Genomic DNA, 13,526 nt, shown 5'->3' with positions numbered 1-13,526 from the left:
TTTTCAAAAATAAACGGCCGGTCAATGCCGGCCGTTTTTTAGCGTTAATTATTGATTTGCTTTTGCAGTTGCTTTTGCATCTACATCACAGTTTTTCACAACAATTTTATCTGCTGTTTTGCCTTTGATTAAAAGATTTACTGGCACAACAGAATCAAATTTATCTAAAGTTAAACCACTATCTACGTTCCAAACATATTTGCCTGAAGTAAATGAAGTGAAGTCTTTTTGAGCTGCATCACGAGCGAAATCTTTCGCGATAACTTTGTTACCCACCATCACCATTGCTGCTGTTGGCTCTTGGTTTTCGAATTGATAAACTGCAGTTACCGTTTTCTTGTTACAGGTATAAACGACTGTTTTATCCATTACAGTAGGGGTTGCCATTTGTTCCGCTTTGTTTTCCATTTTTGGTGCATCGCTTGCGCACGCAGATAAAACAACAAGAGCGGCCATTGCTGGTAATACTTTAGCAAATTTCATTATAAGTCTCCTTAAAATTACAGCTGAGCTGCAACTTCATCACTAATTTCACCGTTATGATATACGTTTTGTACATCGTCACAGTCTTCTAACATGTCAATTAAACGCAACAATTTAGGCGCAGTTTCAAGATCAAGATCAACCGTTGTTGATGGAATCATTGTCACTTCTGCGTTATCAATTTTAAATCCTGCTGCTTCGATTGCATCGCGCACAGAACCTAAATCTTCCCACGCAGTATAGATTTCGAATGAACCATCATCTTGTGGTTGAACATCATCCGCACCAGCTTCAATTGCCGCCTCCATTAACGCATCTTCTTCACCTTGGCTAATTAAAATCAAGCCTTTTTTGCTGAATAAGTAGCCCACTGAACCTTCAGTTCCTAAGTTACCACCACATTTAGTGAAACTTGGGCGAACCTGTGAGATGGTTCGGTTTGCGTTGTCACTTAGACACTCAACCATCACAGCAGTTCCACCCGGACCATAACCTTCGTAAATTCTTGTTTCCATATTGGTGTCATCACCACCACCCACACCGCGTTCAATCGCACGGTTAATGGTATCGCGAGTCATATTGCTCGATAAGGCTTTATCTACTGCCGCACGTAGACGCGGGTTAGCACTTACATCACCGCCACCAATTTTTGCAGCAGTCACTAATTCACGAATTAATTTTGTAAAAATTTTACCGCGTTGCGCATCTTGTGCGGCTTTACGGTGTTTAATATTTGCCCACTTACTATGGCCTGCCATGTTGTTTTCCTTCTTATCTTAAAAACGTTTTTAAATGAAATCCTCTTCTATAGAGGAAAGCCGTTCATCAAATATTTTTTGATGGCCTCGGCATTATTCGGCGATTTCGTCATTTGGATCGCATGTTCTGGAGAAACCCATTGATACGCAAAATGCTCACTTAATATCGGTTCAAATTCCTGTTCAACTGCCAATAAAAACCAATGTTCATGACAGTGAGTCACATTCGGTGCGTATTTATAGCGGAAATGCGGGAAAATTTCAAATTCTATACTCTCTTTACAATCAAAAAGTGCGGTCAAATTTTCTTCTATTTTTAATCCAACTTCTTCCCAAACTTCTCGAATTGCCGTTTCTCTTGGTGTTTCGTTGGTTTCCAATGTCCCCGTAACGGATTGCCAAAAGCAGGGATCATCTTGGCGCTGAAGCATAAGAACACGATGCGTGCTTTCCGCATAAATCACCACAAGAACCGATTGATTATTTTTATATTTCAAGCTCGTCATCTACATGATTGAGAATGGGTAGCATCATACCTTTTCTACTAAAAACTTTCAAAAAAATTACCGCACTTTAAAACTAAAGTGCGGTAATTATCTCAATTATTTTAGTTTAACCAGCCAGCTTGTTGGGCGATAAACAAGCCTGCAAAAGCAGTTAAGTAGAATAAACCGATAAGGGATAACCACAATAATCCACCTTTTACACTGTGTTTCGCGTGCTTAGTCAGAGATAAATTCAACCAAGCAAAGATTGGTGCAGAAACAAATGAAGCAATCATCGCGAATTTCAACATTGGACCCACAGCATTATTGAAATAGAAAATAATCGCTAAACCAGACAACGCTGCTAAAATCATGCCGATATTAAGAATTCTCACAGAGCTTTCTTGTTTACCAAACAAGATACGCACGGCTTCAACATTGGTACGAGAATAACCATCAATTACCGTAATTGTTGTTCCAAACATGCACATGAACGCAATCACGGCAATTAATAAACGCGCCCATTCACCAATAGTACTTGCATACATATTGATAAGTTGTGCGATATATTTTCCGCCAACCATCTCTACGGTTTCTGGAGAACCATATTGCACCAATGCACCAAGCGCTAAGAAGACGACAGCTAAAATTGCTGTGCCGATGTAACCTACATTGAAGTCAAACAAGCCGTCTTCATAAGATACTTTCGTTAGACGACGTTTTGCTACCACCCACATTGAGTTAATTGCAGAAATTTCAATTGGTGCAGGCATCCAGCCCATCAACGCAACTAAAAACGCTAATTTACTTAATTCCCATGGAGAAGGCGCGACAAAATCAGGTGAGGCTACACCATGGATGCCGTTACGCATAAAGGCAATCACGACAGCGCTTACGGTTGTTACTGTTAAAGCAATCATGATGATTTTCGATAAACTATCTAATAAACGATATTTCCCTAACAATAAAATGCCAGTTGTCACAAGAATCACTAATGAGCTTAACACGGGCATTGGAAGTGGAATTGGTGTAATAAACGTTAAAATTGCTGCCGTTAATAATCCCACTGCCGCGGTATTAATTACTGTGGCAAAAACGTTTAAAGCAAGGAATAACCAAAGGTAGAACTTCCCTTTTTGACGGTAACCTTCTAACAAGGTATTACCCGTATCTAGGGTATATTGAACACCGAAACGGAAGAAAGGATATTTAAATAAGTTAGCTAGAATGACAATGCTCACTAATTCCCAACCATAGATCGCACCAGCTTGGGTAGATGCAATAATATGTGAACCACCAACAGCTGCTGATGCCATCACAATGCCAGGGCCTAAGGCAGAGAATTTACTCGCCCACGTTGATTTTTCTACTGGAGTTGAAACTTCACTCATAAAATGTTCTCTTATAAATTAATCATAAATCGAAAAGGCCTTATTTATAATAGAATTTTATCCTTGAGTAAAGTCAATAAAATCCATGTAAAAGCACTAATAAAAAATAAAAATCTAATTATTTTAAAATATCAGAATATAACTCTAAAACAAATAAATTTCCCCAGTATTCATACCAAAAAACGGATGTTTTTAAGTAAATAAAATTTTTTCAATAAAAAGAAAGTGCGGTCAAAATCAGTTAAATTTTTGACCGCACCGTAAGAATAATAAAACTAATTATTTTGAACGTTTTCTATTTTTGAGGACTTGAAATATTCATTAATAATTGGACGATATAGGAAAAATCCCAAAATACATAATTTAATTAGACTTCTAATTGCATCTTTATCTGCATATCTGCCATCGATAAAACCAACGGCAACAGACAAACATCCTATAAATATATAAAGTGTTCTTCCCCATGATTTACCTTCCAGCATTACAAGAGAAGATAAAAATACAAGGAAAGAAACTACAAATGCAAAAATTAAATATAGGATAGCTCCAGGAACTACATATCCTAAAGTTCGCCACCCATCCCATAAAATATAGAAAACTGACAAAAATCCACTCACTGAAGCAAGGATATTAATTCCTGCAATTACTTTTAATGATGTAGGCTGCTCATTTACTCTCCACAAAAATGCGGCCCCAATTGGCCGCACTTCGCACTTACTTTCTTTATTTTTAAATATTAGCAAAATTATTCAGCTTTCGTCACAGCAATACTCAACTCAGCTAGAGCCTGCGGATTCGCAAAACTTGGTGCCTCTGTCATTAAACAAGCTGCTGCTGTTGTTTTCGGGAATGCAATCACATCACGGATATTTTCGGTGCCTGTTAAAAGCATGGTTAAACGGTCTAAACCAAATGCTAGACCAGCATGTGGCGGTGTACCGAATTTTAATGCGTCCAATAAGAAACCGAATTTTTCACGTTGTTCTTGTGCATTGATACCAAGAATGCGGAAGACGGTTTGTTGCATTTTCGGATCAAAAATACGCACGGAACCACCACCTACTTCATAGCCGTTGATCACCATATCGTAAGCATTTGCTACCGCATCGGTTGGATTCGCTTCTAATTGTTCTGGCGTAAAATCTTTTGGTGAAGTGAATGGGTGATGCATTGCTGCAAGATTACCTTCATCGTCACGTTCAAACATTGGGAAATCAATTACCCAAAGTGGTTGCCATTCGTCTAAACGAGTTAAGCCAAGATCACGACCTAATTTCAAACGCAATGCCCCCATTGCATCCGTAGTAGTTTGCCATTTATCTGCACCGAAGAATAAGATATCGCCAGTTTGAGCTTTCACACGTTCAGCTAACGCTTTCCATACCTCTTCATTTAAGAATTTTGCGATCGGGCTTTGTACGCCTTCAAGGCCTGCATTAATGTCATTTACTTTCGCCCAAGCCAAACCTTTTGCACCGTAAATACCCACAAATTGTGTATATTCATCAATTTGTTTACGAGTGATTTCAGTACCATTTGGTACACGAATGACTGCCACACGGCCGTTTGGATTGTTTGCTGGCTCATTAAATACTTTAAATTCAACATCTTTAACGATATCTGCCACATCGACTAATTCAAGCGGGTTACGCAAATCCGGTTTATCTGAACCAAAACGAGTCATTGCTTCTTGCCAGGTCATTTGTGGGAATTTACCTAAATCCACACCAATGATGTTTTGCCATAAACCGCGTACCATGCGTTCCATGATCTCACGTACTTCTGGCGCAGTTAAGAAAGAAGTTTCCACATCGATTTGAGTAAATTCAGGCTGACGATCTGCACGTAAGTCTTCATCACGGAAACATTTCACAATTTGATAATAACGATCAAAACCAGACATCATTAAAAGCTGTTTGAAAAGCTGCGGTGATTGTGGCAATGCATAGAATTTGCCTTTATGCACACGGCTTGGTACTAAATAGTCACGTGCACCTTCTGGCGTTGCTTTGGTAAGCATTGGGGTTTCAATATCAAGGAAACCGTTGTCATCCATAAAACGACGCACAAAGCTGGTGATTTTTGCACGGGTTTTCAAACGTTGTGCCATTTCTGGACGACGTAAATCTAAATAACGATATTTTAAACGTTGTTCTTCGGTGTTATTTTGGTTGAAGTCTAATGGTAAAACGTCAGAAGCGTTGTAGATGCGTAATTCTTTCGCCAATACTTCTACTTCGCCTGTCGCCATATTTTTATTAACTTGATTATCAGGACGCGCGATTACTTCACCTTTAATTTGAATACAAAATTCATTACGTAAGCTCGAAGCTGCAGTTAACGCTTCTTGATATTTCGGGTCAAAACAAACTTGTACGACACCATCGCGATCACGCATATCAATAAAAATTAAACCACCTAAATCGCGACGACGGTGAACCCAACCGCTTAATGTTACTTCTTGTCCAATATGGTTGCGGTTTAATGCACCGCAATAATGTGTACGCATCATTTCTGTATTCCTTTCATTTTTCTAAAAATGGATAATTAACGCGTTGATTATACGGAAAAAGACATGCCTTTTAAATTGAAAAGCGAAATTTATTTGATCCTTTAAAAACTTTCACTAAAATGACCGCAGTTTTTTACATTTTATCTAAATAAATGCCCTCTCAATACAACAACAGAATTCAATCATGATGAAAGATACGATTTTTGCCGCCCCGATCGAAAAACTGGGCGATTTTACTTTTGATGAAAGCGTGGCGGAAGTTTTCCCCGATATGATTCAACGCTCGATTCCGGGCTACTCCAACATTATCACGGCGATTGGTATGTTGGCTGAACGTTTTGTGACTGCTGACAGCCAAGTCTATGATTTAGGCTGTTCACGCGGTGCGGCAGCTCTTTCTATGCGACGTAATATTAAACAACCGAATGTGAAAATTATCGGTGTCGATAATTCTTTACCAATGGTGGAACGCTGCCGTCAGCACGTTGCGGCTTATCATAGTGATGTGCCCGTAGAAATTCTTTGCGATGATATTCGTCAAATTGAAATTAAGAACGCCTCAATGGTGGTGCTCAACTTCACATTGCAATTTTTACCACCAGAAGATCGTGTAGCCTTGCTCACCAAAATCTACCAAGGTTTAAATCCAAACGGCGTGTTGGTGCTCTCTGAAAAATTCCGTTTTGAAGATGAAAAAGTGAATGGGCTACTGATTGACCTCCATCACCAATTCAAACGTGCTAACGGTTACAGTGAGCTTGAAGTGAGCCAAAAACGCACCGCACTTGAAAATGTTATGCGTACTGACTCGATTAACATCCACAAAGAGCGGTTAAAAAATATCGGATTTTCACACGTCGAATTATGGTTCCAATGCTTTAATTTTGGTTCAATGATTGCGGTGAAATAAACCAAATCCTAGAAAGCAAGTTATATCTTGCAATAGAAGCAACCAATTTCTATGCTATAATCGCCCAACACCCAAATAGAAAAGAGGAAAACAAAATGCAAATTTTACACACGATGCTTCGAGTAGGTGATTTAGACCGCTCTATTAAGTTTTATCAAGATGTTTTAGGTATGCGTTTATTGCGTACGAGTGAAAACCCTGAATATAAATATACGCTTGCTTTTTTAGGTTACGAAGATGGCGCAAGCGCTGCAGAAATTGAATTAACATACAACTGGGGCGTAGATAAATATGAACAAGGTACAGCATATGGACATATTGCTATCGGCGTTGATGATATTTATGCCATTTGTGAAGCCGTTCGTGCAAGTGGTGGTAAAGTGACTCGCGAACCAGGCCCAGTTAAAGGTGGTACAACCGTTATTGCCTTCGTTGAAGATCCAGATGGCTATAAAATTGAATTTATCGAAAATAAAAGTTCAAAATCTGGTCTAGGCAATTAATTAAAAGTGCAGTTGATTTTTTCACTCTTTTATAACGCAGGGTTACCTGCGTTATTCATTTTAAAGGATAAAATATGTCCAATTCATCAGAAATTCCTTATCACTATCAATTAAAAAACCGTTTTCGTGGCTATTTTCCCGTTATTATTGATGTGGAAACAGCAGGATTTGATGCAAAAAAAGATGCACTTTTAGAACTTGCGGCAATCACCTTAAAAATGGATGAAAATGGCAATTTGCAACCTGATCAAAAATGCCATTTTCATATTGAACCATTTGAAGGAGCGAATATTAATCCCGAATCACTCAAATTTAATGGAATTGATATTCACAATCCATTGCGTGGTGCCGTATCTGAATTAGATGCGATCACGGGATTGTTCCAAATGGTGCGTCGTGGACAAAAAGATGCAGAATGTCAGCGCTCTATCATCGTAGCGCACAATGCCACTTTTGACCAAAGTTTCGTGATGGCGGCGGCTGAACGTACAGGTGTAAAACGCAATCCATTCCACCCTTTTGGGATGTTTGATACCGCAACGCTTGCCGGTTTTATGTTTGGCCAAACGGTACTTGTCAAGGCGTGCCAAGCGGCAAAAATTCCTTTTGATGGCAAACAAGCACACTCTGCGCTCTATGATACTGAACGTACAGCAGAATTATTTTGCTATATGGTGAATCATTTAAAAGATCTCGGGGGATTCCCACATATTGCTCAAACAAATGAAACGGAAAAAACAGCTGAAAATCAGACCGCACTTTAATTTTTAAAATTTTTCTAGAAAAAACTTGCAATCGTTTTCGCTTTACCGTATTTTAAAATATAGTTCAATTTAGTTATCTAAATAAGCGAGTTTCAAATGAACTTTATCCTTCGTCACCATCATCGTCATTCAACTGAATAATCTTTCAGGCTGTTGGCGTGCTTGGAAGATTTCTTCCGAGCTGACAAGATAAAGATCAAAAAAATCTTACCCCTCGGAAGGCAACTTTCGAGGGGTTTTGTTTTATTACCAATTACAGGAGTTTATAACTATGCGACATTTAACCTTAAATCAATTTTCTTTTATGCGACCTTTTTCTTTTAATTAATAAGGAACAACAATATGTTATCGAATCCCGTTGTTATTTCAATTGCCGTGCTACTGGCGTTAAGCTTGCTACGCTTAAACGTGATTATCGCACTGGTGATTTCCGCTCTGACCGCAGGCTTAGGTGGTGGCTTGGGTTTAACTAAAACCATTGAAACCTTTACAGGCGGCTTAGGTGGTGGTGCTGAAGTAGCGATGAACTATGCGATGCTCGGTGCATTTGCCATTGCGATTTCAAAATCCGGCATTACTGATTTGCTTGCCTACAAAATGATTACCCGAATGAACAAAACACCAACCGGTAAAAATTTAGCGTGGTTTAAATATATTCTGCTTAGCATTTTACTCTTATTTGCTATTTCATCCCAAAATTTGCTACCAGTACACATTGCATTTATTCCAATTGTTTTACCGCCTTTACTTTCTATTTTTAACCGTTTAAAAATTGACCGCAGGGCAGTGGCCTGTATTATTACCTTTGGTTTAACCGCAACCTATATGATCTTACCTGTTGGTTTTGGAAAAATTTTCATTGAGAGCGTGTTAGTCAAAAATATCAATCTTGCTGGTGCACCACTCGGATTACAAACCAGCGTAGGTGAAGTTTCCCTTGCTATGCTTATCCCTGTTTCAGGCATGATTCTTGGTTTACTCACTGCTGTATTTATTACCTATCGTAAACCACGTGAATATGTAGTAACAACTACCGAGCCAACGACAACCGAAATTGAACAACACATTGCGAACATTACACCTATTCAAATTACTGCAAGTGCGGTTGCTATTGTCGCTACTTTTGCTACACAGCTTTTCACAAGCTCAACAATTATTGGTGGTTTAGTCGGTTTAGTCATTTTCGGTGTATTCGGTATCTTCAAACTCAAAGAAAGTAATGACATTTTCCAACAAGGCTTACGTTTAATGGCGATGATCGGCTTTGTTATGATTACAGCTTCTGGTTTTGCTAATGTCATTAATACCACAAGTGGTGTACAAGATTTAGTTGATGCACTTTCAACTGGTGCGATTCAAAGTAAAGGCGTTGCGGCATTCTTAATGTTACTCGTTGGGTTATTGATTACTATGGGTATTGGTTCTTCCTTCTCAACTGTACCAATTATCACCTCAATTTATGTACCTCTTTGTCTCTCTTTTGGTTTCTCACCACTTGCGACAGTGGCTATCGTAGGTGTAGCGGCGGCACTAGGGGATGCGGGTTCACCGGCTTCTGACTCCACACTTGGGCCAACATCCGGTTTAAATATGGATGGTAAACACGACCACATTTGGGATTCAGTTATACCAACTTTTATGCATTACAATATCCCATTATTAACATTCGGTTGGATTGCAGCCATGACCCTTTAATCGTTATAATCCCTGCGTATATTATGCGGGGATTTTTTTATGTCTATTCAATCATTACTCAATACGCTCGAGCAAAAAGTACTTCAACTAACTCAAACCTATCAACCTAACTCTGATAAAAAAATCAATGCGAAATTTAACCGCACTTTATTTACCGAAGATTTTGAAACCGTTGGTTTTTATCTCAAAGAAATCCAACAAAGCTTAACTAAGCTATGTAAAATTCCTCATCAAAATGAAGAACAAATTGTATTTATGGCAGAACATCTTTTAGGGCAATGTACCGCTTTGAACGAAGCGATGAATCGCAAGCATAAAAAGGCTATTCAACCGAAAAAAACGGAACAACCCGTTACAAGTAATAAATCACAACATAGCATTCATCGTCTCCCTCCTAGAGAGCGTCTAGAAAAGTATTATGAAGCCTTGCAGCAACTCACAGAAAAATACGGAGAAGCCAAAGCACAAGCTAATACGGCTCAAACAGACATTCAACGAGATATATATAAGCAAACAGCTACGATTTATTTAACACGCCGACAAAAATGTTTAGAAGCGATTGAGACCTTAGAAGAATACCTTGCTTTTAAAGAGGCTCAAGACAGTGCGATCAAAAAATAAGATCTTTTTAAAATAGACTGAAAAGCAAAAATCCCTAAATCTTTCGATTTAGGGATTTTTTGAATTTGATGGCGGAGGAAGTGAGATTCGAACTCACGGAGGGCGTAAACCCTCGCCGGTTTTCAAGACCGGTGCCTTCAACCACTCGACCATTCCTCCGTGATTTAAGCGAGGTGAATAATACGTTTTTTCCCCCACCCCGTCAAGCAAGAAAATAAAAAAATTATCTGACTGACTACTTTTAAATCACAATGTTTTAAAAATACACAAAATAAAAAACGGAACCTACTGGCTCCGTCTTTATTATTGAGATATTACTCTGCTTTCGCTTGTGTCGCTTCAGAATAAATATGACTAATTGCACTATGATGGCCTGCTGCTCCTTTACCGTTAAAGTAATAGCGAGACTCCGTCCATTCTACAATTGGGAATGGTTTAGACACTTCATCAGGTGCTTTAGCTAATGTCATCGCTGCTTTAGTGTGCTGTACTGCTGAAATGGTACCTGCACGACCAGTGAACACATAAGAACGAACAAATTCTGCTTTTTCTTGTGGTTCAACTTCAGCTGTTTCGATTTGAGCAATAGGTTCTGATTTATGATGCAAGCGTTCTAATGATTCTTGCACTTTCTGTTGTACCGCTTCATTTGCCGGTTGAGTAATAAAATCTAAAGCCGGCTGAGTTTTTACCGATTTTTCCTCCACGACAATACCCATTGCAGGCGTGATCACACCTTTTTTCGTTTTTTCTTGCTCAAGCAGTTCATCCACAGATAAGAAATTACTTTCTTTCACTGAATTCACAACAGAATAATCAACCCAAACTTTACCGCTTGCTAATTCTGGCGAAGCAACCGCTGCAAACAATGGCATTGGTGACTTCACTTCATTACGACGACGACGTTGATTATTCGATGTTCGTAAATGACGTGGTGTACGTCGCTGACGTTCTTGACGAGGTTTATCCTCCGTATGCTCTACGGTATGACTTTCAGTCACTTCATTTTTAACTGTAGGTGCTTCAGCTTGTTCGACAATATTATTGTGGATATTATTCGCATCGTTCTCAATACGAACACGTTTACGTAAATCCCGACGTTGACGACGCTCTGCTGCTGGTTTCTCTACTTTTTCTTCTTGACGATGATCATCAGAAACATTAGCTAAATTAACCGCACTTTCAGATGTCACTTCTTCATTCCCATTACGACGATTGCGACGATTATTTACACGCTCGCGAGTTGGACGTGTATTTTCTTCGTCTGTATTTTTCGCGTTATCGTTGTTTTCGTTATTGCGAGAACGGCGATTATTGCGACGTTCTTGGTTGCGACGATTATTACGGTTGCTGTTACGATTATTACGGTTATTTTGGTTTTTCTCTTCTTCTTTTGGTTCAGAAGCAAATAAACCTTTAATTGCGGCAACAATTTTCGCAAACAATGACGGTTTTTCCGATTTACGCTCAACCGGTGCTGGTGCAGCTGTTGGGATCGATAAAGATACTGCTGCACTTTCCATCACTTGCTCAGAGGTCACTGCTGCAGTTTCGATATTGCGAGAAACAAGAGACTCTTCTGGTACAAATGTATCATCTTGTGCATCATGGAATTTCGTTAAGTTATAGCTTAATTCATTTAGCTCTTCACCTTCACGAACACGGAATACGCTGAAATGTGGCGTTTCCATCGCTTCATTTGGCACGACGATAATATCAACATCATGACGTTTTTCGATGCTATGAACGGCTTTACGTTTTTCGTTAAGTAAGTAAGACGCAATTTGTACAGGCACGATAGTATGTACTTGTTTGGTGTTTTCTTTTAACGCTTCTTCTTCGATTAAACGTAAGATAGAAAGAGATAAACTTTCGTTATCACGCACTTTACCCGTACCTTGACAGCGTGGGCAAACATGGTGAGAAGACTCACCTAATGATGGGCTTAAACGCTGACGTGACATTTCCAACAAACCGAAGCGAGAAATACGGCTAATTTGAATTCTAGCACGGTCTTGACGCACGGCATCACGGATACGGTTTTCTACTTCACGTTGGTGACGAACAGGTGTCATATCGATGAAGTCGATAACCACTAAGCCACCTAAGTCACGTAAACGTAATTGACGAGCAATTTCATCCGCCGCTTCAAGGTTGGTATTTAATGCCGTTTCTTCAATATCACCACCACGAGTTGAACGCGCCGAGTTGATATCAATCGCTGTTAACGCTTCTGTCACATCGATCACAATCGAACCACCAGAAGGTAAACGTACTTCACGTTGGAAGGCGGATTCAATTTGAGATTCAATTTGATAGTGGCTAAATAGCGGCACTTCGCCTTGATACAGTTTCACACGATTGATGAAATCTGGACGCACAAGTTTGATGTGTGCTTTCGCTTTTTCAAATACTTTCGGGCTATCAATTAAGATCTCACCGATATCACGACGCAAGTAATCACGGATCGCACGAACAATCACATCACTTTCTTGGTGGATTAAGAATGGCGCCGGACGACTTTGTGAAGCTTGTTTAATCGCTTCCCAATGATGTAACAGTACTTTTAAGTCCCATTGTAATTCTTCTGGTGATTTACCTACACCCGCTGTACGCACGATAAGACCTACGCCTTCTGGTACATCTAAAGAACTCAATGCTTCTTTTAATTCGATACGTTCATCGCCTTCAATACGGCGAGAGATGCCACCTGCACGCGGATTGTTTGGCATAATCACCAAATAACTACCGGCAAGGGAAACAAAAGTGGTTAAGGCTGCGCCTTTATTGCCACGCTCTTCCTTGTTCACCTGAACGATCACTTCTTGACCTTCAGTCAAAATATCACGGATATTTGGACGACCTTGGAATACATAATCAGCAGGGAAATATTCGCGGGCAATTTCTTTTAAAGGAAGGAAGCCATGGCGCTCTGCACCATAATCCACAAAGGCAGCTTCTAAACTCGGCTCTACGCGAGTGATTTTTCCTTTGTAAATATTGGCTTTTTTCTGTTCATGACCCGGACTTTCAATATCCAAGTCGAATAAACGCTGGCCATCGACCAACGCAACGCGCAACTCTTCTTTTTGAGTCGCATTGATTAACATTCTTTTCATTGTCAATTTCTCGTTTGAATTATCTAAAATACCTTGAAAATTAACCGCACTTTACAGATTGACTGACCTTAGCCATCGACCTCGTGTTTCTCGCGAACAGTCAATCTCACGACTGTGTGTTGCTGGGTGCATTGATAGCATACTCAATTGTTATCTAAGACAATTTTCGTAAAACAATGCGGTGTGTTAATTACGCATTGCAAGGAAGCGTTAATCTTCAAGAAAAATATGTTGATTATCAATGTCTTATGCCATTCGCTGCATTGAGTATTGACCAACATACAA

At 39.4% G+C, this 13,526-nt stretch carries 12 protein-coding genes, 1 tRNA gene and 1 other annotated feature; of the genes, 5 read left to right on the top strand and 8 right to left on the bottom strand.

Annotated elements, in window-relative coordinates; all coding sequences use genetic code 11:
• Positions 1-48 precede the first annotated feature (48 nt).
• The 6 genes from EL215_RS05525 to aspS form a co-directional block, all read right to left on the bottom strand.
• Complete coding sequence (locus EL215_RS05525) at positions 49-483, bottom strand: ACP-like domain-containing protein (protein ID WP_126470753.1); 435 nt, start codon at positions 481-483, stop codon at positions 49-51.
• A 17-nt stretch (positions 484-500) separates the two neighbouring features.
• Positions 501-1,241 (bottom strand): YebC/PmpR family DNA-binding transcriptional regulator, encoded by a 741-nt coding sequence (locus EL215_RS05520; protein WP_005697071.1) that lies wholly within the window; start codon positions 1,239-1,241, stop codon positions 501-503.
• Between the two features lie 47 nt (positions 1,242-1,288).
• Positions 1,289-1,747 (bottom strand): dihydroneopterin triphosphate diphosphatase, encoded by a 459-nt coding sequence (nudB, locus tag EL215_RS05515; protein WP_126470751.1) that lies wholly within the window; start codon positions 1,745-1,747, stop codon positions 1,289-1,291.
• Positions 1,748-1,848: 101 nt separating this feature from the next.
• Positions 1,849-3,117, bottom strand: a complete 1,269-nt coding sequence (locus tag EL215_RS05510; RefSeq protein ID WP_126470749.1) for an NRAMP family divalent metal transporter — start codon at positions 3,115-3,117, stop codon at positions 1,849-1,851.
• 275 nt (positions 3,118-3,392) lie between these two features.
• On the bottom strand, positions 3,393-3,860 hold the full coding sequence (locus EL215_RS05505; RefSeq protein ID WP_126470747.1) for a hypothetical protein: 468 nt from the start codon (positions 3,858-3,860) through the stop codon (positions 3,393-3,395).
• 2 nt (positions 3,861-3,862) lie between these two features.
• Positions 3,863-5,629 carry an aspartate--tRNA ligase gene (gene aspS, locus EL215_RS05500; protein ID WP_126470745.1) on the bottom strand — a complete coding sequence of 589 codons (1,767 nt, stop codon included), beginning with the start codon at positions 5,627-5,629 and terminating at the stop codon, positions 3,863-3,865.
• 184 nt (positions 5,630-5,813) lie between these two features.
• On the opposite strand from aspS, the gene cmoA reads away from it, so the two are divergent.
• From cmoA to priC, 5 genes are all read left to right on the top strand, one after another.
• The gene (gene cmoA / locus EL215_RS05495) at positions 5,814-6,539 is read left to right on the top strand and encodes a carboxy-S-adenosyl-L-methionine synthase CmoA (protein ID WP_126470743.1); all 726 of its coding nucleotides are present in this window, start codon (positions 5,814-5,816) and stop codon (positions 6,537-6,539) included.
• A 95-nt stretch (positions 6,540-6,634) separates the two neighbouring features.
• Entirely contained in the window at positions 6,635-7,042 is a 408-nt protein-coding gene (gene gloA, locus EL215_RS05490; RefSeq protein WP_126470741.1) for a lactoylglutathione lyase, read from the top strand.
• 74 nt (positions 7,043-7,116) lie between these two features.
• Complete coding sequence (gene rnt / locus EL215_RS05485) at positions 7,117-7,806, top strand: ribonuclease T (RefSeq protein ID WP_126470739.1); 690 nt, start codon at positions 7,117-7,119, stop codon at positions 7,804-7,806.
• Between the two features lie 116 nt (positions 7,807-7,922).
• Positions 7,923-8,050, top strand: a sequence feature (His leader region).
• A gap of 98 nt (positions 8,051-8,148) precedes the next feature.
• The gene (locus EL215_RS05480; protein ID WP_126470737.1) at positions 8,149-9,501 is read left to right on the top strand and encodes a Na+/H+ antiporter family protein; all 1,353 of its coding nucleotides are present in this window, start codon (positions 8,149-8,151) and stop codon (positions 9,499-9,501) included.
• Between the two features lie 39 nt (positions 9,502-9,540).
• Positions 9,541-10,122, top strand: coding sequence for a primosomal replication protein PriC (gene priC, locus EL215_RS05475; protein WP_126470735.1), 582 nt, complete (start codon positions 9,541-9,543; stop codon positions 10,120-10,122).
• 69 nt (positions 10,123-10,191) lie between these two features.
• Here priC and EL215_RS05470 read toward each other — a convergent pair.
• Together EL215_RS05470 and rne are read right to left on the bottom strand one after the other, a co-directional pair.
• A tRNA-Ser gene (locus EL215_RS05470) sits at positions 10,192-10,281 on the bottom strand.
• A gap of 155 nt (positions 10,282-10,436) precedes the next feature.
• Positions 10,437-13,241 carry a ribonuclease E gene (gene rne / locus EL215_RS05465; protein ID WP_126470733.1) on the bottom strand — a complete coding sequence of 935 codons (2,805 nt, stop codon included), beginning with the start codon at positions 13,239-13,241 and terminating at the stop codon, positions 10,437-10,439.
• Between the last annotated feature and the right edge of the window lie 285 nt (positions 13,242-13,526).

This window comes from Haemophilus parainfluenzae, assembly GCF_900638025.1.
GTDB lineage: Bacteria > Pseudomonadota > Gammaproteobacteria > Enterobacterales > Pasteurellaceae > Haemophilus_D > Haemophilus_D parainfluenzae_J.
Note: the sequence above shows the minus strand (reverse complement) of the source record. Positions and strands in the feature narration are given on the sequence as shown.

Excerpts from the sequence above, each read along its gene's own strand:
- EL215_RS05510 (WP_126470749.1), bottom strand. The coding sequence starts at position 3,117 with ATGAGTGAAGTTTCAACTCCAGTAGAAAAATCAACGTGGGCGAGTAAA.
- rnt (WP_126470739.1), top strand. The coding sequence starts at position 7,117 with ATGTCCAATTCATCAGAAATTCCTTATCACTATCAATTAAAAAACCGT.
- priC (WP_126470735.1), top strand. The coding sequence starts at position 9,541 with ATGTCTATTCAATCATTACTCAATACGCTCGAGCAAAAAGTACTTCAA.
- EL215_RS05525 (WP_126470753.1), bottom strand. The coding sequence starts at position 483 with ATGAAATTTGCTAAAGTATTACCAGCAATGGCCGCTCTTGTTGTTTTA.
- EL215_RS05480 (WP_126470737.1), top strand. The coding sequence starts at position 8,149 with ATGTTATCGAATCCCGTTGTTATTTCAATTGCCGTGCTACTGGCGTTA.
- nudB (WP_126470751.1), bottom strand. The coding sequence starts at position 1,747 with ATGACGAGCTTGAAATATAAAAATAATCAATCGGTTCTTGTGGTGATT.
- EL215_RS05520 (WP_005697071.1), bottom strand. The coding sequence starts at position 1,241 with ATGGCAGGCCATAGTAAGTGGGCAAATATTAAACACCGTAAAGCCGCA.
- rne (WP_126470733.1), bottom strand. The coding sequence starts at position 13,241 with ATGAAAAGAATGTTAATCAATGCGACTCAAAAAGAAGAGTTGCGCGTT.
- cmoA (WP_126470743.1), top strand. The coding sequence starts at position 5,814 with ATGATGAAAGATACGATTTTTGCCGCCCCGATCGAAAAACTGGGCGAT.
- aspS (WP_126470745.1), bottom strand. The coding sequence starts at position 5,629 with ATGATGCGTACACATTATTGCGGTGCATTAAACCGCAACCATATTGGA.
- gloA (WP_126470741.1), top strand. The coding sequence starts at position 6,635 with ATGCAAATTTTACACACGATGCTTCGAGTAGGTGATTTAGACCGCTCT.